Annotated in this window: 20 protein-coding genes and 2 riboswitches; of the genes, 12 read left to right on the top strand and 8 right to left on the bottom strand. The window is 35.2% G+C overall.

Features of this window, described 5'->3' with window-relative positions:
- Nucleotides 1-58 precede the first annotated feature (58 nt).
- Nucleotides 59-583, top strand: coding sequence for a D-glycero-alpha-D-manno-heptose-1,7-bisphosphate 7-phosphatase (locus JR050_RS10665; protein WP_204203485.1), 525 nt, complete (start codon nucleotides 59-61; stop codon nucleotides 581-583).
- 2 nt (nucleotides 584-585) lie between these two features.
- Here the strand turns inward: JR050_RS10665 and ku are convergent, their stop codons facing one another.
- Complete coding sequence (ku, locus tag JR050_RS10660) at nucleotides 586-1,491, bottom strand: non-homologous end joining protein Ku (protein WP_204203484.1); 906 nt, start codon at nucleotides 1,489-1,491, stop codon at nucleotides 586-588.
- A gap of 396 nt (nucleotides 1,492-1,887) precedes the next feature.
- Between ku and sigI the strand changes: the two genes are divergently transcribed.
- Both sigI and JR050_RS10650 read left to right on the top strand, forming a co-directional pair.
- Nucleotides 1,888-2,625 (top strand): RNA polymerase sigma factor SigI, encoded by a 738-nt coding sequence (gene sigI, locus JR050_RS10655; protein WP_204203483.1) that lies wholly within the window; start codon nucleotides 1,888-1,890, stop codon nucleotides 2,623-2,625.
- Nucleotides 2,622-3,656 carry an anti-sigma factor domain-containing protein gene (locus JR050_RS10650; RefSeq protein WP_204203482.1) on the top strand — a complete coding sequence of 345 codons (1,035 nt, stop codon included), beginning with the start codon at nucleotides 2,622-2,624 and terminating at the stop codon, nucleotides 3,654-3,656. Before sigI ends, JR050_RS10650 begins: the two co-directional genes overlap by 4 nt.
- Nucleotides 3,657-3,815: 159 nt before the next feature.
- Here the strand turns inward: JR050_RS10650 and JR050_RS10645 are convergent, their stop codons facing one another.
- Nucleotides 3,816-4,022, bottom strand: coding sequence for an alpha/beta-type small acid-soluble spore protein (locus tag JR050_RS10645; protein ID WP_204203481.1), 207 nt, complete (start codon nucleotides 4,020-4,022; stop codon nucleotides 3,816-3,818).
- 240 nt (nucleotides 4,023-4,262) lie between these two features.
- Here JR050_RS10645 and JR050_RS10640 point away from each other — a divergent pair, with 240 nt between their 5' ends.
- Together JR050_RS10640 and bcbE are read left to right on the top strand one after the other, a co-directional pair.
- Nucleotides 4,263-5,600 (top strand): TrkH family potassium uptake protein, encoded by a 1,338-nt coding sequence (locus JR050_RS10640; RefSeq protein WP_204203663.1) that lies wholly within the window; start codon nucleotides 4,263-4,265, stop codon nucleotides 5,598-5,600.
- A 198-nt stretch (nucleotides 5,601-5,798) separates the two neighbouring features.
- Nucleotides 5,799-7,022, top strand: a complete 1,224-nt coding sequence (bcbE, locus tag JR050_RS10635) for a bacillibactin exporter BcbE (RefSeq protein ID WP_346726743.1) — start codon at nucleotides 5,799-5,801, stop codon at nucleotides 7,020-7,022.
- Between the two features lie 248 nt (nucleotides 7,023-7,270).
- Here bcbE and JR050_RS10630 read toward each other — a convergent pair whose 3' ends face one another.
- A complete protein-coding gene (locus JR050_RS10630; protein WP_204203479.1) occupies nucleotides 7,271-7,627 on the bottom strand; it encodes a DUF3905 domain-containing protein in 357 nt (118 codons plus the stop codon).
- Nucleotides 7,628-7,734: 107 nt separating this feature from the next.
- Between JR050_RS10630 and JR050_RS10625 the strand changes: the two genes are divergently transcribed.
- The 3 genes from JR050_RS10625 (at nucleotide 7,735) to JR050_RS10615 (ending at nucleotide 8,288) form a co-directional block, all read left to right on the top strand.
- The gene (locus JR050_RS10625; RefSeq protein WP_204203478.1) at nucleotides 7,735-7,872 is read left to right on the top strand and encodes a hypothetical protein; all 138 of its coding nucleotides are present in this window, start codon (nucleotides 7,735-7,737) and stop codon (nucleotides 7,870-7,872) included.
- A gap of 84 nt (nucleotides 7,873-7,956) precedes the next feature.
- Entirely contained in the window at nucleotides 7,957-8,121 is a 165-nt protein-coding gene (locus JR050_RS10620; protein ID WP_204203477.1) for a hypothetical protein, read from the top strand.
- A 2-nt stretch (nucleotides 8,122-8,123) separates the two neighbouring features.
- On the top strand, nucleotides 8,124-8,288 hold the full coding sequence (locus tag JR050_RS10615) for a hypothetical protein (RefSeq protein WP_204203476.1): 165 nt from the start codon (nucleotides 8,124-8,126) through the stop codon (nucleotides 8,286-8,288).
- Between the two features lie 386 nt (nucleotides 8,289-8,674).
- On the opposite strand, the gene JR050_RS10610 is transcribed toward JR050_RS10615, so the two are convergent.
- On the bottom strand, nucleotides 8,675-10,471 hold the full coding sequence (locus tag JR050_RS10610) for a B12-binding domain-containing radical SAM protein (RefSeq protein WP_204203475.1): 1,797 nt from the start codon (nucleotides 10,469-10,471) through the stop codon (nucleotides 8,675-8,677).
- Between the two features lie 234 nt (nucleotides 10,472-10,705).
- Here JR050_RS10610 and JR050_RS10605 point away from each other — a divergent pair, with 234 nt between their 5' ends.
- Nucleotides 10,706-13,249, top strand: a complete 2,544-nt coding sequence (locus tag JR050_RS10605; RefSeq protein WP_204203474.1) for a PAS domain-containing sensor histidine kinase — start codon at nucleotides 10,706-10,708, stop codon at nucleotides 13,247-13,249.
- 54 nt (nucleotides 13,250-13,303) lie between these two features.
- Nucleotides 13,304-13,906, top strand: coding sequence for a DedA family protein (locus JR050_RS10600; protein WP_204203473.1), 603 nt, complete (start codon nucleotides 13,304-13,306; stop codon nucleotides 13,904-13,906).
- A 751-nt stretch (nucleotides 13,907-14,657) separates the two neighbouring features.
- On the opposite strand, the gene JR050_RS10595 is transcribed toward JR050_RS10600, so the two are convergent.
- From JR050_RS10595 to JR050_RS10580, 4 genes are all read right to left on the bottom strand, one after another.
- Complete coding sequence (locus JR050_RS10595; RefSeq protein WP_204203472.1) at nucleotides 14,658-15,122, bottom strand: chemotaxis protein CheX; 465 nt, start codon at nucleotides 15,120-15,122, stop codon at nucleotides 14,658-14,660.
- Between the two features lie 288 nt (nucleotides 15,123-15,410).
- Nucleotides 15,411-16,457 (bottom strand): S-methyl-5-thioribose-1-phosphate isomerase, encoded by a 1,047-nt coding sequence (gene mtnA, locus JR050_RS10590; protein ID WP_204203471.1) that lies wholly within the window; start codon nucleotides 16,455-16,457, stop codon nucleotides 15,411-15,413.
- The gene (gene mtnK, locus JR050_RS10585) at nucleotides 16,450-17,643 is read right to left on the bottom strand and encodes an S-methyl-5-thioribose kinase (RefSeq protein ID WP_204203470.1); all 1,194 of its coding nucleotides are present in this window, start codon (nucleotides 17,641-17,643) and stop codon (nucleotides 16,450-16,452) included. The genes mtnA and mtnK overlap by 8 nt, the downstream gene beginning before the upstream one ends.
- A 105-nt stretch (nucleotides 17,644-17,748) precedes the next feature.
- Nucleotides 17,749-17,912, bottom strand: a riboswitch (SAM riboswitch).
- Nucleotides 17,913-18,112: 200 nt separating this feature from the next.
- Complete coding sequence (locus tag JR050_RS10580) at nucleotides 18,113-18,889, bottom strand: carbon-nitrogen family hydrolase (protein ID WP_204203662.1); 777 nt, start codon at nucleotides 18,887-18,889, stop codon at nucleotides 18,113-18,115.
- A 128-nt stretch (nucleotides 18,890-19,017) separates the two neighbouring features.
- Here JR050_RS10580 and JR050_RS10575 point away from each other — a divergent pair, with 128 nt between their 5' ends.
- Both JR050_RS10575 and mtnW read left to right on the top strand, forming a co-directional pair.
- Nucleotides 19,018-20,190 carry a pyridoxal phosphate-dependent aminotransferase gene (locus JR050_RS10575; RefSeq protein ID WP_204203469.1) on the top strand — a complete coding sequence of 391 codons (1,173 nt, stop codon included), beginning with the start codon at nucleotides 19,018-19,020 and terminating at the stop codon, nucleotides 20,188-20,190.
- Nucleotides 20,191-20,371: 181 nt separating this feature from the next.
- Nucleotides 20,372-20,478: riboswitch (SAM riboswitch) on the top strand.
- A gap of 85 nt (nucleotides 20,479-20,563) precedes the next feature.
- Complete coding sequence (gene mtnW, locus JR050_RS10570) at nucleotides 20,564-21,790, top strand: 2,3-diketo-5-methylthiopentyl-1-phosphate enolase (protein ID WP_204203468.1); 1,227 nt, start codon at nucleotides 20,564-20,566, stop codon at nucleotides 21,788-21,790.
- Nucleotides 21,791-21,793 lie beyond the last annotated feature (3 nt).

Genomic DNA, 21,793 nt, shown 5'->3' with positions numbered 1-21,793 from the left:
ATTCCAAATCAAATTTTGCATAATAATACATATAGACTGCACATAATGGAGGGTAAATATGAATATTGGAGTTTTTCTTGATCGAGATGGTGTTATTAATGAAGTGCTTTCGAAGAGAGTAAAGTTCGTTAACACACCGAAAGATTTTTATTTATTGCCTAAGGTAGGTGAAGCGGTTAAAAAGTTAAATGATCGTAACTTACCTGTCTTTGTTGTTACCAATCAAGGTGGAGTTGGACTAGGTTTTATGTCAGAAAATGCGCTTCATAGCGTACATAAAGAAATGGAAAAACAATTAGCGGAGTATGGAGCAAGTGTAATAGAGGTTTCTTATTGTGCGCACAAGCCTCATGAAGGTTGTGAGTGTCGAAAGCCAGGTGCAAAAATGCTCATTGATCTAGCTGAAAAACATCACATTAACCTAGAGGAGAGTTACATGATTGGGGATCGTGATGTAGATATTCTGGCTGGAAAGGCAGCAGGTACAAAAACAATCCTTATCGGAAAGGACCCTTCTGTACAAGCTGACCTTCAATTTCCAAGCCTTTTTGAAGCAGCATCCTATATTGTCGAAACAATATAGAATTAGGCTTTCTTTCTTGTAGTCCGTGTTTTCTTTTGATGAACAGGATCCTTATTTGTTCCTGTTTTTTCCTGCACAACCGGTGGTTTTTGAGTGGTATTCACTTTTGATTTTGCAGTTTTCGCTCCGGTTGGTGCACCCTTTGTTCGTTCAATGCTAGCTTGCAAAGCACTCATGAGATCCACGACATTTGTTCGTGGTGCTTCCTTTGAAGTAGTTCCCTCATTGCTATTAATTTTGGATTGAATAAGCTCTTGAACAGCTTCTCGGTAATCATCTTTGTACTTTTCTGGTTGAAATTCGGTGGTTAGCTGATCGATTAACATAATAGCAGTTTCAAGCTCTTTAGGGTTAATCTCAACATTTTCTGGTACGCTTGGTACTTCTCCAATGTTCCGTACTTCATCTGGATAATGAATCGTTTCCATCACAAGAGTGTTCTTATAAACGCGAACAACAGCCATTTGCTGTTTGGAACGAATAGTAATTTCAGCAATTCCGATTTTTCCAGACTTCTCAAGAGCTTCACGTAGCAGGGCATAAGCTTTATTACCATTTTCCCCTGGTCCCATAAAATAGGAACGACTAAAATAAATTGGATCAATCTCATCTAATTTTACGAAGTCAATAATTTCAACACTTTTTTCTTCATGCTCTTCCTTTAGTTGATTCAGTTCATCATCAGTCAAAATAACAAATTTTCCTTTAACGTATTCGTAGCCTTTGACAAGGTTATCCGGTTCGACTTCTTTATCACAATTTGGACAAACCTTTTCATATTTTATCGGAGTATGACATTCCTTATGAAGTGTACGTAATTTAATATCTTTGTCTTCAGTTGCAGAATATAGCTTGATGGGAATATTAACCAGACCAAAGCTTATAGAACCTTTCCACATCGTATGCATAAAAATTTCACCTCTCAATTTCGTCTATTACTGTTAGAATTCCCGACTTACCGACTTTCACGAAGAAAATCTTTTCCAAATAACTTGTTTAAACCCCCTCAAACAAATTCTATAGGTCGTATAATATGGTGAAAATAAGGTTCATAAAAAAAAGTGACCATTTAAGCAGAAGTTGGAAACAAGATTCTCCTCAAAAAAACATTGTAAAAACTTCTTCTATGCTATAATAGATAAAAAATTTATAGTCACTTCAACAAATTGGAGTGTGCTGTGAATTTTTTTCGATTATTTTTAGGTTTCATATTCTTCTATTTCGGGTAAAAAAAATATTTTATAATACCGACATAAACCTAAAAATAATTCGAATGATATAGTGAGGAGAAGAGGTGAAGGCTTTTGCTGAGTATACTCTTTAAATTGGGAAAGAAAGAAACCCTTGAAGATAAAGTATTAGCAATTCAAAAAGGGGATACTGTCCTACAAAATGAACTTATTAATCAATATAAACCTTTTATAGCAAAAACCGTTTCGCAAGTTTGTAAACGATATATTAATGAGCAAGATGATGAATTTAGTATTGGTTTAATGGCTTTCCATGAATCAATTGAAAAATATTCAACCGAGAAAGGCAGTTCTCTTCTCTCATTTGCTGAATTAATTATAAAAAGACGAGTAATCGATTTTATACGTAAAGAAAGCAAGCAACATAGTGTTAAATTAGATACAAATGTGGATGATGAAGAATCAATTCAAAATAAATATGAAGTTAAAGTTTCGGTTGAAGATTTTCAAAAGAAGTTAGAGCAAGATCATCGTAAAGATGAAATCTTACACTATCAAACGATATTAAAACAATTTGATTTAACTTTTCAGGATTTAGTCGAACAATCACCGAAACATGCAGACGCTAGAGAAAATGCAATGAAGGTAGCCTATACAGTCATTCAGAACCCTAACTTTAAGAAAGTATTATTTGAAAAGAAACGTCTTCCAATTAAAGATTTAGAAAAGCATGTGGATGTCAGTCGTAAAACGATTGAGCGTAATCGAAAGTATATTATTGCAGTTTGTATTATTATGGCTAGCGAATATGTGTATTTAAAGGAGTATGTAAAAGGGGTGATGAATCATTGAAGCGTGGAGTAATACTTGAAATCGGCAACCAATATATAACGCTATTAACCCCTGAAGGTGAATTCCTTCGAAGTAGAAAGGGTAAGGAGCACTACGAGATTGGAGAGGAAGTTGATTTTTTTCCAGTGAATGAATATGTTCCAACAAAGAAATCCTATTTCCGTCTCAATAAATGGAGAACGGGTATTGCAAGTGCGGTAGCTGCAGCATTATTGTTTTTCTCGATCTTTAATTTATATGATGGCAATGAAGTGTATGCATATATGACAATTGACATTAATCCTAGCATTGAAGCTGGCGTTGATAAAAAGCTTCGTGTTGTTAGTTTAGAGGCATTCAACTCAGAAGGTGAAGAGGTTGTTAATAATCTAGAAGAGTGGATGAACGAACCAATTGATTCTGTTACGCAAGCTATTATTCAAGAAAGTAAAGATTCGGGTTATTATAAAGAGGGTGCGGAAGTCCTTCTAACGACCGTTATAGTAGAAGAAGAGGATGCACCGTTAGCTGAAGAATTGAATGAAAATGTTCAATCAATCGTCGAATCTTCCAAGGAAGAAGAAGTTGTTATAACAGCGTTAAATAGTACAAAGGAAGATAGAGAACATGCATTGGAACAGGGAATCTCTACAGGGAAATATGTAAAAGAAACATTAACTGCTAGGGAGAAAGACCTGGAAAAGCAAGAGAAAAAAGAAATGAAGGCAGCTGAAAAAGGCCTTAACAATGGTAATGGTCAAGGAAAAGGTAGTGACCATAAAAACGATAACCAAGGTAAAAATAATGGAAATGACAAACAGGATAAACTTTTTGATAAAAAGGGAGATCCAAACAACCCAGCTGGAATAGATAAAGATAAACCAAAAATGAATGACAAACAATCTAATAAAGGCAAGAGCAACCAGGAGGACAAGAACGGTCCTCCTGAAGCCGTGCAAAAAGGGAAAGAAAAACAACAGGATAAGAAGAAACAAGAAAACAATAATAAAAACCGAAACAATAAGCATGAAAATAATCACCATAACAAATAAATACTAAATTGAGTAGGTCTAGGTATTTCATTGAAAAATATCATCTGACCTACTCATTCTTTTTAACGCTTTAAAGGAGTGGGGGACAGGCCCCCACTCCTTTAAAGCGTTAAAAACCGGGTTCGTTTAGGACCCGGTTTAGCCATGTGTATTCAATTTTTATTGTTCTGGGTTGAATTGACCATTTAGTTGAGATTGAGCAGTTTGAACAAGGCGCTTTGTAATCTCTCCACCTACAGATCCATTCGCTCTTGATACTGTATCTGAACCTAAATTGACACCGAATTCTTGTGCAATTTCATATTTAATAGAATCTAATGCCTGTTCAATACCAGGCACTAATAGCTTATTACTATTACGTGACATATGAACAACTCCTTTTTTATAGAAACTTTGCAACTGGTGTTGCTTTTTTAGTATCGGAGAATATATGCTTAATGATACTGACCAAGTATTTCAAGCGGTGGAAGGAAAACTTGAAATTGGAGTCTATTCCAATTTTTGACACTTATAAAAAAAGGTTGTTCTTTTTTATGAGTTGCGTAAGAATGATAAAGATATAGTTAGATTAGAAAGGTATGAATAGTAGTGTTACATAAAATAAAAATGAAGCTACATGTTCTTAGTCCTGCACAGTTAATCGTAAGTTTCTATTTTTTAGCTGTCAGTGTTTCAGTTATTTTAATAAGTTTACCAATTGCGCATAAAAAAGAAGTTGAATGGTCTTTTATAGATGCTCTTTTTACAGCTGTTAGCGCTGTTAGTGTAACAGGTTTAACGGTAGTAAATACGTCTGAAACTTTCAGCACAACAGGAGTATTTATATTAGCGTTTGTGCTTCAATTCGGTGGAATAGGTATTATGACATTGGGGACGTTTATTTGGTTGTTAATGGGTAAAAAAATTGGTTTACGAGAACGACGTCTCATTATGTTAGATCAGAACCAAACAAATCTTTCGGGATTAGTAAATTTATTAAAGCAAATTTTATATCTCATTATTATTATTGAAATAATCGGTGCTCTTATATTAGGGTTATATTTTCTAAATTATTATCCTGATTGGAAAGAAGCATTTCTTCATGGTTTCTTTGCATCGGTATCTGCAACAACTAACGGCGGATTTGATATTACAGGGAATTCATTAATTCCTTATGCAAATGATTATTTCGTACAATTTATTAATATGCTTCTCATTATATTAGGAGCAATAGGTTTTCCAGTTTTAATTGAAGTAAAAAACTTCTTATCGAATCAAACAGAGGGTTATCGCTTTCGTTTCTCATTATTTACAAAGCTAACTACCACCACTTTTTTCTTATTAGTTATTATCGGAACACTGTTAATTTATTTATTAGAAGCAAAGCATTTCCTCGCAGACAAAAGCTGGCACGAGTCGTTGTTTTACTCATTATTCCAATCGGTAAGTACGAGAAGTGGAGGACTCGCCACATTAAATGTTCCTGATTTAAGTGAACCGACATTACTAATTATGTCTGTTCTGATGTTTATTGGTGCATCACCAAGCTCAGTTGGTGGGGGAATTCGTACAACAACTCTTGCATTAAATGTCTTGTTTTTATTTCACTTTGCAAGAGGAAATAGATCAATTAAAGTATTTAACCGTGAAATTCATGAAGAAGACATTCATAAATCAGTAGCTGTAACCATTATGGCAGTTTTGATATGTACAACATCAGTCATAATCTTAACTATTACAGAACCGTTTTCTCTGACAAGTATTATCTTTGAAGTCACCTCTGCATTTGGAACTTCTGGTCTCTCAATGGGAATAACACCTGAATTAAGTACGATAGGAAAATGTGTAATTATCTTCCTAATGTTCGTTGGAAGAATCGGTATCCTAATATCTTTATTTGTACTAGGCGGAAGAGAGAAGAAATCCAATTTCCACTATCCAAAAGAACGAGTTATTATTGGATAAATTAAAACAAACTAATACACAATAATGAAGGAATCAACTTCTAGCTTATGAAGTGGGTTCCTTTTTATTATGCTGGCCGTACTTTACCACTTTAAAGGAGTGGGGGCCAGGCCCCCACTCCTTTAAAGTGGTAAAGTTTTGAATGTAATATTTACCCATAATATTTAGTGCAAGTTTTACTTATATTAAGAAGGTCGAATATTATTAGATAAGGTAGGTAGTTATATGGAACATAATAAGAAATGGGCAATCGTTTCACTAGCTTCCATACCATTGGTGATGACGTTAGGGAACTCAATGTTGATACCAGTTCTCCCAACTATCGAGAAGAAATTAAAAATAAGTTCGTTTCAAGTGAGTATGGTCATTACCTTATACTCAATCGTTGCTATAATTTTAATCCCTATTGCTGGTTATTTATCAGACCGGATAGGAAGAAAGAAAGTAATTATTCCAAGTCTCATTATCGCAGGAATTGGTGGTCTTATATCTGGGTATGCCGCTTGGAAAATGAAGGATCCGTATATGATGATTTTGATTGGACGCATATTACAAGGGGTAGGAGCAGCAGGTGCTGCACCAGTTGTCATGCCGCTTGTAGGTGATATGTTTAAAAGTGAAGAAGAAGTCAGTAAAGAACTAGGTGTTATTGAGACTGCAAATACATTTGGTAAAGTGCTTAGTCCAATACTTGGTTCAGTATTAGCTGGTTTTATTTGGTATTTACCGTTTTTCTCGATTCCAGTATTCACGGCCATTTCTGTTATTTTAATGTTTTTTCTAGTTCAAACGCCGGACAAGCGTGAAGATCCTTTACCCTTTAAAGAGTTCTTGAAATGTATTAAGGGAATCTTTAAAAAGGATGGGAAATGGCTATATTCTATTTTTGTTATTGGTTGTATACTGATGTTCGTACTCTTCGGAGTATTATTTTATTTATCAGATATGCTTGAGTCTAAACATAACATCGATGGTATAAAGAAAGGATTTATTTTAGCCATCCCATTAGCTGCTTTATGTTTATCCTCCTATATTACAGGAAAGAAGATCAAGGAAAGCAAAGTGTTAATGAAATGGATCACTTTTGGGGGTACAATCTTGCTTGGTGCTTCTGTATTTGCCATTAGCTTTTCAGAAAATATATATTTCCTTATCGGGACCTTTGTCTTTTGTGGAATAGGAATCGGAGTTGCACTACCATGTTTAGATGCCTTAATAACAGAAGGAATTGAAAAGGAAGAAAGAGGTACGATTTCCTCGGTATATAGCTCGATGAGATTTATAGGGGTTGCAGCAGGACCGCCTGTTTTTGTACTCCTTATGAAGGCATCACACCAAGTAATGTTTTACTCCATAACAGGTCTATGTGTAATAGCAGCCTTTATCGTATTAAAGGAAATAAAACCGGATGAAATAGAATAATTCAATTCAAGTCAGAAGCCTTAAAATGTGGGCTTCTTTCTTATTTCATATAGGCTTTTTCATAAACTTTTTGTTACTAGTCCTATTAGGGGTATCTGTTATGGGTCAATACATTTGAAATATTCATTGCTTTAGCGAAAAGCTACGATATGTTACATGACTCTGATCTTATTGGAAAAACAACAATCTATGCGAAAACTGCCCTTTCAAAAATAAAAATACCAGCTAAAATCAGCTGGCATTTTTACTCAATCTTTTCTATAACTAACGTCCTTATCTGGGTGCATAAATGGTACCCCTTGTGGTGGGATATTTTTCTCTACAAGTTCTCTGTTTTCTGAAGTATTCCAGCCGATATCATTCGTTGGATGAACCCACTCATCTCCTGCCATGATTTCAGGATCTACATCATCGGACCAGTTGTTTAAAGGAGAGTTAGGAGAATCATAAAAGCTATCACCGATAACGACTCCTTGATTATTAATAAAAGGTTTTTCCATCTTAATTCCACTGTTTTTAAATACTGGAGAATCTGGTTGATGTGGCATCGTTTCATCTATAAAAGGAACTTCAATTTCAGTATCTTTATTTTTCTTATCCTTCATCACTATCACCTCTTTTATTAGCACTACCATTATTATTTCCAACTGTCCTAATGATATGAATGACTTTGATAAATAACAGGGAAGCTAATTATAAAGGAGTGATTAATATGGTAGAGAATAACGATTTTCCAGTTGCAAGTTTATCTGAAGATAAATTAAAAGAAGTAAAGGAATTAGAAGACCAGCTTCGAAATGAAACAGGTGAAGACATTGTTTTAATTGCTTATCAGCACAAAGTGAAATAGGATATAACTTCCGTTCATGTACTCTTCCTGTATGGTCAAACTAAAATAGAGGAGTTTCCTCATTTGAACTTTGGAGGGATACAAATGGCTAAACGAAGAGCAAAATTCGATGCTGCTTATAAAAATAATAAAACACCGAAGGAAAGTCTTCCTGACACAGAGTTTGCTCAAGAAGCAGTAGAAGAGCAGGCGATTAAAGGTGCCAATCGGAATTCCAAAAAAGGTTACCAGAACGGAAGGCAGGAATAGTCATGTCTAAAGGTGAAAAAAAGAAACGTCAAATCGGTAAAAATGATCATGCAATGAAGGTATTATTACAAGAGGAGTTTGGCTCGGAAAACGGAGATTTCAATGCAAACAAGCCACTTGAAATATTAGCAGAGGCAAAAGAGAAGTCAAAGAAAAAAAAGAAATAAACAGGCGGGGAGATAAGTATTTCAGCCAATGATAAACCCGAACTATAAGGCGAAAATTTCAATGAATCTTTCACCTATTAGCTCGGGTCTTTTATTTGTTGTTTTAGACTTGTTTGATTTTGCATACTATTTATAAAAACTAGTGGAATGGAGCGGAAGACACTCGACTCCTGCGGGAAGTAGAGGAAAGGCTGAGACCCCGCAGGCGTAGCGAGGAGGTAGTTTTTTCACGATAGTGAAAATAACCATCAGCTTCCTCCCCGCGGAAAGCGAGTGTCTGCAGCGCAATGGAACGAACTTGTTTCGCCAGCTGAACTGATTAATAAATATTACAAAAAAAAAGTATACTACTTAATAGGTAGAATAAGTTAAATATTATTAGCCATTTAGGGATGATTTATATAATTATGTCCCACCATCTTTATTTCCTCAAGTTTTTGAGCGGGTACAGAATATAATTTTGTGCCCGTTTCTTGATGATCAAAATAGGCTAATAAAATGGACGGCATTTTTCGTATTTCACCTAGCTGCATATAAGAGTGTAAATCAATCGAAATGGATTCCAATACGGTATGCTTGTACAATTCTTTCTCTTGTAACTGAAGGGCACTAAAATCAGGACCTAATAATGAAGGTTGTTCGAGCAATAGACGATAATATATTGAGCGCTCATCTTTTACTAACACTTCATTCCACCAAGGTTTTCTAGGTTTATATTTTTGATTTCGTAGGTAGTCAATTTTCATTAGGCTTACTATTACATCTAGCTGTGTTTGCTTTGTTTCGTTCAAGAATGTCCATAAACGTAAGAAAAGATCCTCTAATTGATGTCCAATTCTTCCCCAACCTTTTTCGTCCCAAAATGAACCGAAATCTTGGAAAAAGTCAAATGGAGTTGGGAATACTTCTGTTACTAAATATTCTACTGTTAAATCCATTCGATGATCGTTCCAATACTTTTCTAAAACATCTTCAACCTGTTTAATTTTTGAAATTTCCTCAAAAGTAAGAACGTTATTTTTAAGAATCTCGTATGGAGAATGATCCATATAAACATAATTGTGTTCATTCGCACGAATTCGTAATCCTGTTCCACGTAACATCTTTAAGAAACCTAACTGCAATTCTTCGGGCCTCATTGCAAATACATCATTAAACGTATTCTTAAACGAGTTGTAATCTTCTTCGGGAAGTCCAGCTATTAAATCTAAATGCTGATCTATTTTCCCGCCTTCTTTTACCATCGTTACTGTACGAGTTAACTTCTGGAAGTTTTGCTTTCTCATAACTAACTCGTTTGTCGAATCATTGGTAGACTGCACCCCAATTTCAAAACGGAACAATCCTTTCGGAGCATTGTCATTTAAAAACTGTATAACTTCGGGACGCATGATGTCAGCAGTAATTTCAAATTGAAAAACAGTTCCTGGTAAATGCTCATCAATTAAAAACTGAAACATTTCCATTGCATAGCTACGACTAATATTAAACGTACGATCCACGAATTTTATCGTCTTTGCACCATTGTTCATTAAATAACGAATATCATCTTTTACTTTTTCTTTGTTAAAATATCGAACTCCAACTTCAATTGAAGATAAACAGAATTGACAGCTAAATGGACAACCTCTACTTGTTTCGATATAGGTTACTCGTTTTGGAAGATGTGATAAATCTTCTTCAAATCGAAATGGTGACGGAGACTCTTGTAGATTCAGCTTATTGCGTTGTGGATTGATTACTTGTTTTCCATCGACTGTTCGGAACGCTAAACCTGCAATAGAATGAAGGTCATCACCTGATTTCATATAATCAAGTAATTGCTTAAACGTTTCTTCTCCTTCGCCGATTACAATGTAATCTACATCTTGAAGGCGATCTAACCAGTAAGAGATATCATATGAAACCTCTGGTCCACCTAAAATAATTTTTAGCTCAGGTTTAATCTTTTTTATCATTGAGATTACTTTAATTGTTTCTTCAATGTTCCAAATGTAACAGCTAAATCCGATGACGTCCGGATTATTTCGGAATAAATCTGTCACAATATTCATCGCTGGGTCTTTAATCGTGTATTCTACCATTTTTATTTTATGTTCTGGCTCTACATACGCACGCAAGCAACGAATAGCCAGATTCGTATGAATATATTTAGCATTTAAAGTTGTTAAAACGACATTCATTTAATTAAGACGCTCCTTCATGAAAAGAAAAATCATATTATCACTATTACCATCACTAGTAGTTTGTAACCAAGCTTGTGATAGTAATCACTAAGGGCTATTTTATCATACTTTAAGTGAAAAAAGAGATAAGTAGGATTATGGAAGTTTTTGTCGAGAAAAAGATAAAGGACTACAGTGGAATTTGTAGAAATTAGAGAGAAGGTGGAGTGTGTTATTAAAGGAGGGGCTATCTTGTATACAAAACAAAGTAGTGTAATCGTTGTTGATGAACTTGAACGAATGCAACAAGAGAATAAAAGACTGAAGGATAAACTAGAACAATATAGAATTATGTTCGAGCAATCATTAGATGCTATTATTTTGTTTGACGACAAGACATGCTTTACTGAGGTAAATCAGGCAGCGTGTGATTTATTTGAACTTCCTAAAGAACAGTTACTTGGAAGAAGTTTGAGCGAATTTTTAATTTTGCAATCAAATGAAAAGTCAATTTTAGACGAATCTATTCTATATAGTGAAGGAAAGTTAAAAGGTGAAATCACAATTCGTTTAAGAAACGGAAAAGTAAAAATTGTAGAGTTTTCTGCCAGAAAAGATACCGAAAGAGGATTAGATCTTTCAGTCATGAGAGACATTTCTTCTAGAAAACTATTGGAGCATCAACGTAAGATTAGTAAGCAAATGTTCTCGGATGTATATAACCGGGCAGTAGATGGAATTGTGATTTTCGACCGAAACGGTATTTTTATAGATTGCAATCTTTCCTTTATGAAAAGCTTTGATTTGCAACGAGTAGAATTGAATAATAAAACATCCATTTATGATTTTGTAGAGCCGAAATATTTATTTAAGCTTGAAAAACAATGGAAGATTCTTGATGAAAAGCAACGGGCAAAAGGAGAACTACCGGTTAAATTAAGAAACGGGACGAAGAAACTATTCGAATTTACGACCACCTCACATATTCAAGATAACTATTATATGTCCATCATGAGAGATGTTACTGAGAAAAGAACAATGGAACAAATGCTTCAAAAAAGTGAGTTAAGGTTTAGAGAGATATTTGATTCCGCATTAGATGCGATCGTCATTTGGGACCAAGAAGGAAACATTATTAGAGCAAATGAGTCGGCAAGTAAAACTTTTGAAATGCCAAATGAGCTATTATGTAAGTCTAGACTATTAGATTTTATCGATGAACATAATCCTGAGGTTATTAAGGTATTAGAAGATCTAAAGGTAACAGGTAAGCAACGTGATGAATTAGACTTCAATATGTACAACGGCCAGGTAAAGCGCTTAGAATTCACTTCCAAGTATAAAGTTCTAGACGATTACAATATGACGATTTTTAGAAACGTAAGTGAAAGAACATTAATGGAAAAGCATTTAAGAGAAGAAGAACAGAAGTTTAGGAAAATTTTTGAGGGAACGTTAGATGGTATTCTTCTGTGGGATGAGAACCTACAAATTATTGATGTGAATCCTATTGCATGCCAAATTGTAAAGATGAATAGAGAAGAACTACTTGGGAAGAACATTGCACAGATAATTCCGAAAGAGACTTTTCATCTTTGTCTAAGCTCAAAAAATAAATCCATGCACTCAGACAATTATATCGAGATACCTATAACATTAATAGACGGAGAAGAGCGAATCATCGAGTATGCTATAAAAGAACAAATTATACCTCATCTAAACATGGCTATCTTTAGAGATGTAACAGAACGTAAACAAATTGAAAAGACGCTGAGGGAAAGTGAGCATAAATTTAGACAGCTATACGACAATACGTTAAATGGTTTTATTATTATAGATAATCATGGAACAATTGTTGATATGAATAAAAGAGCAAAAAAGAAATTTGTACTCTTCGAAGGCCAACAAAATCTAAAATTTCAGGATTTTATTTATCAGAATACCCAAAACAAAGATGAGAAATGGGCGAATTTGTTACAAGAGGAAAGTCCAACAGGTCAGTTTGTAATAAATGATCGTATTATTGAGTACACACTGAATAAAAATATATATGATGATCATCATTTAGCGATATTAAATGATGTAACTAGAAGAATTGAGATGGAAGAACGACTTAAAAAGTCAGATACACTAAATGTAGTAGGGGAGCTTGCAGCAGGAATTGCTCATGAAATTCGTAATCCGATGACAGCCTTAAAAGGTTTTATTCAGCTGCTTGAAGCGAATGTGAAAGAAGATTTTACATTGTATTTTGATGTGATTACATCAGAGTTGAAACGAATTGAATCAATTATAACTGAGTTTCTGATTTTGGCGAAGCCTCAAGCGATTCAATATCAGAAGAGAAATATTGAAAAGATTGTGAAAGACACAGTTGATTTGCTAACGCCACAAGCAGCTCTTAATAATATCCAGCTTTATCTGAATGTAGAGGAGGAGTTACCAGAACTGTATTGTGAGCCAAATCAATTAAAACAAGTGTTTATCAATATATTAAAAAATGGTATTGAAGTCATGCCAGAAGGTGGTTTTATATCTGTATCGATTCATCGTGATAATAAGGATACAATCAAGGTGTCTTTTCAAGATCGTGGATGTGGGATTCCTAAAGAGAAAATTAAGCGTCTAGGGGAGCCTTTTTACACAACGAAAGAGAGAGGTACTGGACTTGGATTAATGGTTTCCTATAAGATAATATCTGAACATAATGGTAAAATTGAAGTGGAAAGTACAGTTGGTGAAGGTACAACATTTCATATCATGTTACCTATACATGGCATAGGGATAGATGTATAATATTTTAAAGGCTACAATCCATTTGTAAGCTTATATTGAAAGAAGGAAACTAAAATGGATATAGAGACAGCATTTGCGTTTGTTTCTCAATATGGGTACTTTGCATTATTTTTTATACTATGGATTGGCTTTTTCTCGATCCCAGTACCGAATGAAGTCATTGTTATGACGAGTGGGTTTGTTACATCCAAAAGCTACTTATCTACAATTCCAGCTCTCATAGTAACTTTTTTTGGAATTGTGATGAGTTTGACAACTCTATACTTTTCAGGAAGATTTTTCTTCAGTCCTATCCAAAAGAAATTACAAACTAGACCGAAATTAAAAGAACATATTGAAAAAGCGAACAGTTTAATCGAGAAGTATGGACCATTTTCACTCATAATCGGATATTTATTTCCAGGAGTAAGACATTTTGTTCCGTTCATTATCGGGAGTAACAAAATGAGCTTTAGAATATTTGCATTATATGCCTATTCAACAGCGGCCGTTTGGACGGGACTTTTTTTCTTCTTGGGTTTTTATTTCGGAACACATATGGATCAAATATTAAAAATTGTTTACCTACTGGGCATTCCTGTGCTACTAATAAGTTTGTTAACATTTATGGTGTATAAAGGGAAGAAAAAGAAAAAAACATCTCGAGAACTAAGTTAAAGCTTAGTTCTTTTATTTTGGCTCTTTTCGTAAAGATTGTTGCTATTTTGATAGCTCTGTTAAACATTGAGTTGATTGGAGCGGAAGGCACTCGACTCCTGCGGGAGATAGAGGGAATCGTGAGACCCCACAGGCGAGCCGAGGAGGTAGGTTTTTTCACGATAGTGAAAATAACCATCACGTCCCTCCCCGCGGAAAGCGTGTGCCTGAAGCGGAAATCAACGGACCTAAAATAAATTCTTTTTTTGTAAAAATAGCAACAAAGTATGCGAAAACAGCCTTTATTTTTGTTTAGTTACCATTATCTTTATATCTTTCTTGTAGGTTGTTTTCGTATAGATTGTTGTTTTTCGAAAAGGATTTAGAAGCAGTAATTAGTAAGGATTCGGGGCAAATTTCATCAAAGCAATGAATATCACATACTACATGAAGATTTAAATGAATAGCTACACAATGTTTTCGAGAAGAAAGAGCCTACTTGTATTATTTTAGCTGGGAGAAAACAATTCGAATAACAATCTTAAACGACAACAATCAATATAGGTGCTTGTATGGATAATTTTCTTCACATTATGTATGTGCAGTTGCATATATTTTAGTATAGGAAAGAAATTTTACCTTGCGCAAAATTGGAGGTGAGAATGTGGGGAGGAAGAAATTATTATTTTATACTTCATTATCAAAGAAACTGCGAATAATCAATAAAGATGAGGTAAATAAAATATTGAAACGAAAAACAGTGTAGAATAGTCTACACTGTTTTTTGGCCTTCAATCATTAAAATAACATCCAAATGACCTGAAGTTTCAAGGGAGATAGGTACACGAATAGCCTGTTTAAAACCAGTTAATTTAGTGTCACCTACGAGAACTGTCGGTGGAGTAATATCCATAATAAGTTCATATTGTGATGCATTTGTTGCTAAATGTCCTGCTATCATATTTCCTAATTCACCGGTAAAGGATTCTAGCATTTCACCTTCTAATTGCATACCATACATCCCTTCTCCGATAGAGCTAAATGTATGAGGTGTTCCATCAATGACTAGTCTTCCTTTTACATCTCCGGTCATCCCAATTAACACTGACATTGAAGAATGTAAAACACTTTCTTTAAACAATGTTGGGGAATCTATTTTTACTGACATTGGAAGGATGCTTTTTACGGATTGTATAGTTCCGTTCAAGACCTTCGTTACATTGGCTTGAAGAGTCATGGAATCACCTTTACCTTTTTTACGATTCAAAATCTAATTAAGTAGTTAAAAAAATAGGGTATCCTTTAGGTAGCAGATACTAATACAAGACAATATTTTATTTTTACTATCATATCATAGTTCGGATTTGAATTGTGAATATTTATAAAATTTTATCGAAAACTGTCGAATAATGGGGAATACACTTATGTTAGTATGGCCATTTTCTTTGATAATTATAATGTTCAGCATCTAATCTATGGAAATGAAAAAGAAACTTGATTGTTATCAAGTTTCTTTTTGAATGTATTAGTTGAATATCTTTTGAATTTCCTTAGTAAAATTGCCTGCAATAATACCTTTTTCCGTAATAATTGCTGTGATTAACTCATTTGGCGTTACATCGAAAGCAGGATTAAATGTGCTAACGCCCGTTGGTGCTATTTGAATGCCAGCAACATGTGTGATTTCTTTTGAATCTCGCTCTTCAATTGGAATTTCATGACCGCTATCTAAGGTTGGATCAAAGGTTGAGAGTGGAGCGGCAACGTAAAAAGGTATATTAAATGCTTTGGCTAATATTGCTAAATTATATGTGCCAATTTTATTGGCTGTATCCCCGTTAGCGGTAATCCGGTCGGCACCAACAATAATTGCCGAAATACCCTTTGTCTTTATTGTATGTGCTGCCATACTATCCGTAATTAACGTAACATCTATGCCAGCTTGCATTAGCTCCCATGTAGTTAGCCTAGCTCCTTGAAAAACTGGACGTGTTTCTGAAGCATACACCTTTAACTCTTTTCCTTGTTCCTTTGCAAGATAAAAAGGTGCTAGAGCTGTTCCGTATCTAGCTGTTGCAATAGATCCAGCATTACAAATTGTAAGGATGCTGTCACCGTCTTTGAATAAGGAAAGACCGTTTTCACCAATTTGTCGACAAACTTCCTCATCCTCAGCGTGTATTTGAATTGACTCATGAATTAATGTTGTTTTAGCCGCGTTTACTGAAGACACGTTTTGAACACTATTAACCATTCTATTTAGTGCCCAAGCTAAGTTAACGGCAGTTGGTCTAGAATTAGCTAGATATTCCTTATCCTTTTGAAGGTGTACTAGAAAAGATGACACGTCCTCATGTTCATACTGACTTGCAGCAAGAGCTAGGCCATATGCTGCCGTAATTCCAATTGCAGGAGCACCTCTAACCTTTAGTGTAACAATCGCATCCCATACATCTTCTAGTGTTCTTAACTCTATATAGGTTGTCTCCAGTGGTAGCTTTTGTTGATCTAATAATGAAATATAAGTATCTTTCCATAAAACGGATTGTGGGATCGTAAATGTTTTAGTCATGCTGTAAAACTCCTCTAATGTAAGTTACGAATTGTTCAATTGATCTAATTTGCTTTCGATTGGTGATTAATGCCTTACCAAGCTTAAGCGCATTTCTTTTTGCGTGTATTCTTATATCATCAGATGAAATCTCATCTAGATCTGCTACATGTGCAAGCCCGATAGTTCTTCTAACTAATTCACAGCCTGCAAAACCAATCGTATCTTCAATTATTTGATCTAACACATAATCTAAATATCCATTTGTTTTTGAAAAAATTTCTACTGACTCTGTTTTCCAAAGGGAAGTGAAGGTTGTGCTAAATACATTCCAGGTTATTTCTACATGATTGAATAATTTTTCTCGCTCATCTTGTTCTAACGAAAGAGCATTGAGAAGTAAATTTGCTATAAACTGACCGATATCAAATCCAAACGGACCATAAAAGGCAAATTCTGGATCAATTACTTTGGTTTCCGTAGAAGAAGCAAAGATACTTCCTGTGTGTAAATCACCATGTACAAGTGCTTCACCAGCTGTTAGAAATTTCTGTTTAAGTTTTGCTACTTCTAGCTTTAAATGTTCGTCTGCCCAAAGCTCTTCAACGAAACTCTTTAAACCCTCTTCAAAGTTATTTGTTTCGTGATTGAAGAACGGGTCTGTAAACACTAAGTCTTCCGTAATTTTACATAGTTCAGGATTGTTGAATTCTTTTGCTAGACGTTTCTTGTTTTGCTGATTCATTCCGTAATCTGACGTAAAAAATAAGGTGTTAGCAAGGTAGGTTCCAATATGCTGTGAAAGCAATGGGTAATCCTTACCTTCGATCAGTCCTCTTCTTGCAATTTGTAAATAAGACAAATCTTCCATGACTGTTACAGCAAGCTCTTCATCTGTATAGTACACTTCTGGCACTAAAGAGGGGACAAATTGTCCGTGAACCCGTAACGCTTCGTTTTCAATTTTGTTTCGTAATAATGTTAATGGCCAGCTTTCGCCAACAACTTTTGCATATGGTAGGGCTTGTTTAATGATAATTCCTTTATTGTTTGTATCCTGGATATGAAAGACTAAATTTAAATTACCATCGCCGATTTCATTACAAGTCAACGAGGCTCCTTCTTGAAATAAATTAAGTCGATTGGCTAACTCAATAGCCGTTTGTTCTGTTAAAGGCTCATAGATGCTTTCTTTTATAACTGTCATGGTGGTTTCCTCCCTAAAATTTACAATAGACTAAAATAGGAGGCTTTTCTCTAAATAAGAAAAGCCTCTTTCAGAAGAAAGAGGCTTGAAGTTTTCGCTTCGCACCTCTTATCTGCCAGAAAGTTTCCCTTCTGTTGGAAGTAGCACCGTGCCTTGCTGGTTAATGGAATAACCAGGCGCGAAAAGAAAAGCGCCCCATTTCGCAATGGAATTATGGTCGGTTGCTGCAGCTTCATAGGGCCAATACCCTCAGCTACTCTTGATAAGAGATTATAATAATTTGCTTATTATAAATTATGTGGTTGATAGTGAAAGATTCTTCAGAATTTTTTCACTTGATGAAAATATTAACAAGGTTATTTAGGTTGTGTCAAGGATTTTATATTATTGGTTATATGTCGATGTTAAACATTGATGTTGTTTTCCGAAAAAGACAAGATCATTCAGCGTATACTTTGATTACTAAAATTTAATACAGATCTGGACGACGATCATCAAAAATTGGAATATGCTTACGTACAGTTCTAACTTTTTCGATATCTAATTCTGCTTGGATAATAGATTCTCCTTCACCAGCTTCTACTAGCACTTCTCCCCATGGGTCAATGATCATAGAGTGACCAGCAAAAACGTTTTCTGGATCTTGACCGGAACGGTTACAAGCAACGACATAGCATTGATTTTCGATAGCTCGACTAATAAGTAGAGAACGCCAATGAGAAAGACGCGGAAGTGGCCATTCAGCAACTACGAATAATACTTCAGAGCCTTTTGTCGTATGTTTTCGAATCCATTCTGGAAAACGAATATCATAGCAAATAACTCCGGCACAATGGATATTTGCAATGGTAAAGGTTCCTTCTGTTTCACCAGATTCTAGATATAAATGTTCATCCATAAGCTTGAATAGGTGCAATTTACTATATTCACCAAGCAGTTCACCTTTGTTACTGTACGCAAACATTGTATTGTACACACCACTCTGAGTCTTTTTGGCAATTGATCCACCAACAATATAAACGTTATGCTCCTTTGCAATCTCAGATAAAAATTTCATTGTTTCATCGCCATTTGAATCCGCAATCTCTGTTAATCTCGTTAAATCGTAGCCTGTTGTCCAAAGTTCAGGTAAAACGATGATATCTGGATTGTCTAACATTGCTTCCGAAATTTTTTGTTTCACAATATGATAGTTTTCTTTTGGGCTACCAAACTTTATATCAAACTGTATACAACTAACCTTTATGCTCAACTTTTTCAACCCCTTAAAAAATTTACTTTACAAGTTGCCACTAACAATATAATATTTTTGACTAGAATTTCAATACGAATTTTAAAAATTATTTGCTACTTTTACAAATAAGGAGTTTTGAAATGAAAACCTTTGAACAATCAGATCTATTAAAAAATTTACCGGTTCAATTCTTTGCAACTCTTGTTGCAAAAGTAAATAAAGTGATATCAGAAGGCCATGACGTAATCAATTTAGGTCAAGGGAATCCTGACCAGCCGACTCCTGAACATATTATAAATTCATTACAAGAAGCTGCAGGCAATCCACTTCACCATAAGTACTCACCGTTTAGAGGTCAGCAATTTTTTAAAGAGGCTATTAGTACTTTTTATAAGCGGGAATACGGTGTTGAGGTTAATCCTAATACACAAGTAGCCATTCTTTTCGGTGGAAAGGCAGGGCTCGTTGAAGTACCACAAGCATTGTTAAATCCAGGAGATATCGCTCTTGTACCTGATCCAGGGTACCCCGATTATTGGTCTGGTGTTGAGTTAGCTCGGGTGAAAATGGAATATATGCCATTAACAGCTGAAAATGATTTTCTACCAAACTACCATGAGATAGATGATGAAATCTTAAATCAAGCAAAATTAATGTTTTTAAATTATCCAAATAATCCAACGGGTGCCGTTGCAACTACCGAGTTCTTCAAAGAAACGATTGACCTAGCTAAGAAACATGACATTTGTGTTGTTCATGATTTTGCGTACGGAGCAATAGGATTTGATGGGAACAAACCTTTAAGCTTCTTACAAGTAGAAGGGGCAATGGATATTGGGATTGAAATTTACACACTTTCTAAAACTTACAATATGGCAGGTTGGAGAGTAGGATTTGCAGTAGGAAATGAAAGCGCGATTGAAGCTATTAATCTCCTGCAGGATCACCTGTATGTGAGTTTATTTGGTGGTATTCAAGAGGCAGCAGCTACCGCGTTATTGTCTTCGCAGGAGTGTGTCGATCAGTTAGTTAGACGCTACGAATCAAGACGGAATGTATTCATAAATGCACTTCAAGAAATCGGGTGGGGTGTAAAAGCTCCTGAGGGATCATTTTTTGCTTGGCTACCAGTACCAGAAGGATTTACATCCGTTAGTTTTTCAGATTTCTTGTTGGAAAATGCTCATGTTGCAGTAGCACCAGGCGTTGGATTTGGACAATTTGGAGAAGGTTATGTAAGAGTAGGTTTATTAACAGATGAAGACCGATTACTCGAAGCAGCGAACAGAATAAAAGCTTTAAATATATTCTGAAAAATGAATTGACAGAAGAAAAAAACCATGCGATAATCCAAATTAATTCTGTGTTAAAGAATAGTGGTGTTGATATTATTTGAATGCTTGCATAACCTGTGCAAGTTTGCAAAGTGAGTACCTTACACAGAAATCAACTTACTAGTTTAACAGTGTAAATCTTACAAAAATAAAATTTCGATTCTTATCAAGAGTAGGCGGAGGGACTAGCCCGATGAAGCCCGGCAACCGATTTAAGTTTTACTTAAGCACGGTGCTAATTCTTGCAGCATAGCTGAGAGATAAGGAGACGGTGATAAATTTAAAACCTCTTCTTATGAAGGGGTTTTTTCTATTTATTTTTAAATGTGAAAGTTAGAGGTGCATAAAAAAAATGTCGCATATTACAGCAACGTATTTGATACATGACGCTAAAGGGAATCTGCCGAAAAAGGCTGAAGGAATTGCTCTTGGTCTAACAATAGGTTCATGGACAGATCTACCACAATTAGATCAAGAACAACTTAAAAAACATAAAGCTGAAGTTGTTTCAATTGTTGAGCTCGAAGGTAATGCTCGAACAAATGAGTACTTCGGCAAAAACCTAACAAGAGGGTATATAAAAATTGCCTATCCAATTGAAAATTTCTCGTTAGACATTCCTGCTATTTTAACAACGGTCTTTGGAAAGCTTTCACTTGATGGGGAAATAAAATTAGTTGATTTGGAGTTCTCAGAGGGTGTGAAGAACGCATTTCCGGGTCCTAGCTTCGGAATTGATGGAATCAGACAGAAACTTGGTGTTTACAATAGACCACTTGTAATGAGCATCTTTAAAGGTGTGATTGGTAGGGATTTAACATATCTTCGAGATCAATTACGTGACCAGTTATTAGGTGGTGTGGATTTAGTTAAGGATGATGAAATCTTGTTTGAGAATCCTTTGACACCTTTTGAAAAGAGGATTGTAACAGGCAGAGAAGTCATTCAAGAAGTATATGAATCAACTGGTCATAAATCTCTATATGCTGTCAATTTAACAGGAAGAACTTTTGAATTACGAGATCGTGCCAGAAGAGCAAAGGAATTAGGAGCAGATTGCTTATTATTTAATGTTTTTGCCTATGGAATTGATGTATTACAAGCTTTAGTTGAAGATAAAGAAATAGACTTGCCGATTATGGCTCATCCAGCAGTTAGTGGTGCACTAACACCATCAGAATATTATGGAATTCAAAATCCATTACTGTTAGGAAAGCTACTACGATATGCAGGAGCTGATTTCTCTTTATATCCATCTCCATACGGAAGTGTTGCTCTTGATAAAGGTGAAACACTTGGAATTGCTGATGAGCTGGTGAAAGAAGATGTGTTTAAGAAAAGTTTCCCTGTACCTTCTGCAGGTATACATCCTGGGTTAGTACCATTACTCATTGGTGACTTTGGAATTGATTCTGTCATTAATGCAGGTGGTGGTGTTCATGGGCACCCAGATGGAGCTATTGGTGGTGGTAAGGCATTTAGAGCTGCAGTTGATGCAGTTCTAGCGGGGCAAAGCTTGCAAGATGCAGCAACAGAAGATGAGTATCTGAAAAAAGCGTTAGATTTATGGGGAGTGTAAAAG

The sequence above is a fragment of the Bacillus suaedaesalsae genome, from assembly GCF_016890225.1.
Lineage (GTDB): Bacteria > Bacillota > Bacilli > Bacillales > SA4 > Bacillus_BS > Bacillus_BS suaedaesalsae.
The sequence above is the reverse complement of the archived record's forward strand: the minus strand, read 5'-3'. Positions and strand labels throughout refer to the sequence as shown.

Bases quoted from the DNA above. Each gene is read 5' to 3' on its own strand.
- JR050_RS10575 (WP_204203469.1), top strand. From the start codon at position 19,018: ATGAAAACCTTTGAACAATCAGATCTATTAAAAAATTTACCGGTTCAA.
- JR050_RS10610 (WP_204203475.1), bottom strand. From the start codon at position 10,471: ATGAATGTCGTTTTAACAACTTTAAATGCTAAATATATTCATACGAAT.
- mtnA (WP_204203471.1), bottom strand. From the start codon at position 16,457: ATGACTAAAACATTTACGATCCCACAATCCGTTTTATGGAAAGATACT.
- JR050_RS10625 (WP_204203478.1), top strand. From the start codon at position 7,735: ATGGTAGAGAATAACGATTTTCCAGTTGCAAGTTTATCTGAAGATAAA.
- JR050_RS10630 (WP_204203479.1), bottom strand. From the start codon at position 7,627: ATGAAGGATAAGAAAAATAAAGATACTGAAATTGAAGTTCCTTTTATA.
- JR050_RS10600 (WP_204203473.1), top strand. From the start codon at position 13,304: ATGGATATAGAGACAGCATTTGCGTTTGTTTCTCAATATGGGTACTTT.
- mtnK (WP_204203470.1), bottom strand. From the start codon at position 17,643: ATGACAGTTATAAAAGAAAGCATCTATGAGCCTTTAACAGAACAAACG.
- JR050_RS10640 (WP_204203663.1), top strand. From the start codon at position 4,263: ATGAAGCTACATGTTCTTAGTCCTGCACAGTTAATCGTAAGTTTCTAT.
- JR050_RS10615 (WP_204203476.1), top strand. From the start codon at position 8,124: ATGTCTAAAGGTGAAAAAAAGAAACGTCAAATCGGTAAAAATGATCAT.
- ku (WP_204203484.1), bottom strand. From the start codon at position 1,491: ATGCATACGATGTGGAAAGGTTCTATAAGCTTTGGTCTGGTTAATATT.
- JR050_RS10665 (WP_204203485.1), top strand. From the start codon at position 59: ATGAATATTGGAGTTTTTCTTGATCGAGATGGTGTTATTAATGAAGTG.
- JR050_RS10645 (WP_204203481.1), bottom strand. From the start codon at position 4,022: ATGTCACGTAATAGTAATAAGCTATTAGTGCCTGGTATTGAACAGGCA.
- JR050_RS10595 (WP_204203472.1), bottom strand. From the start codon at position 15,122: ATGACTCTTCAAGCCAATGTAACGAAGGTCTTGAACGGAACTATACAA.
- mtnW (WP_204203468.1), top strand. From the start codon at position 20,564: ATGTCGCATATTACAGCAACGTATTTGATACATGACGCTAAAGGGAAT.
- JR050_RS10620 (WP_204203477.1), top strand. From the start codon at position 7,957: ATGGCTAAACGAAGAGCAAAATTCGATGCTGCTTATAAAAATAATAAA.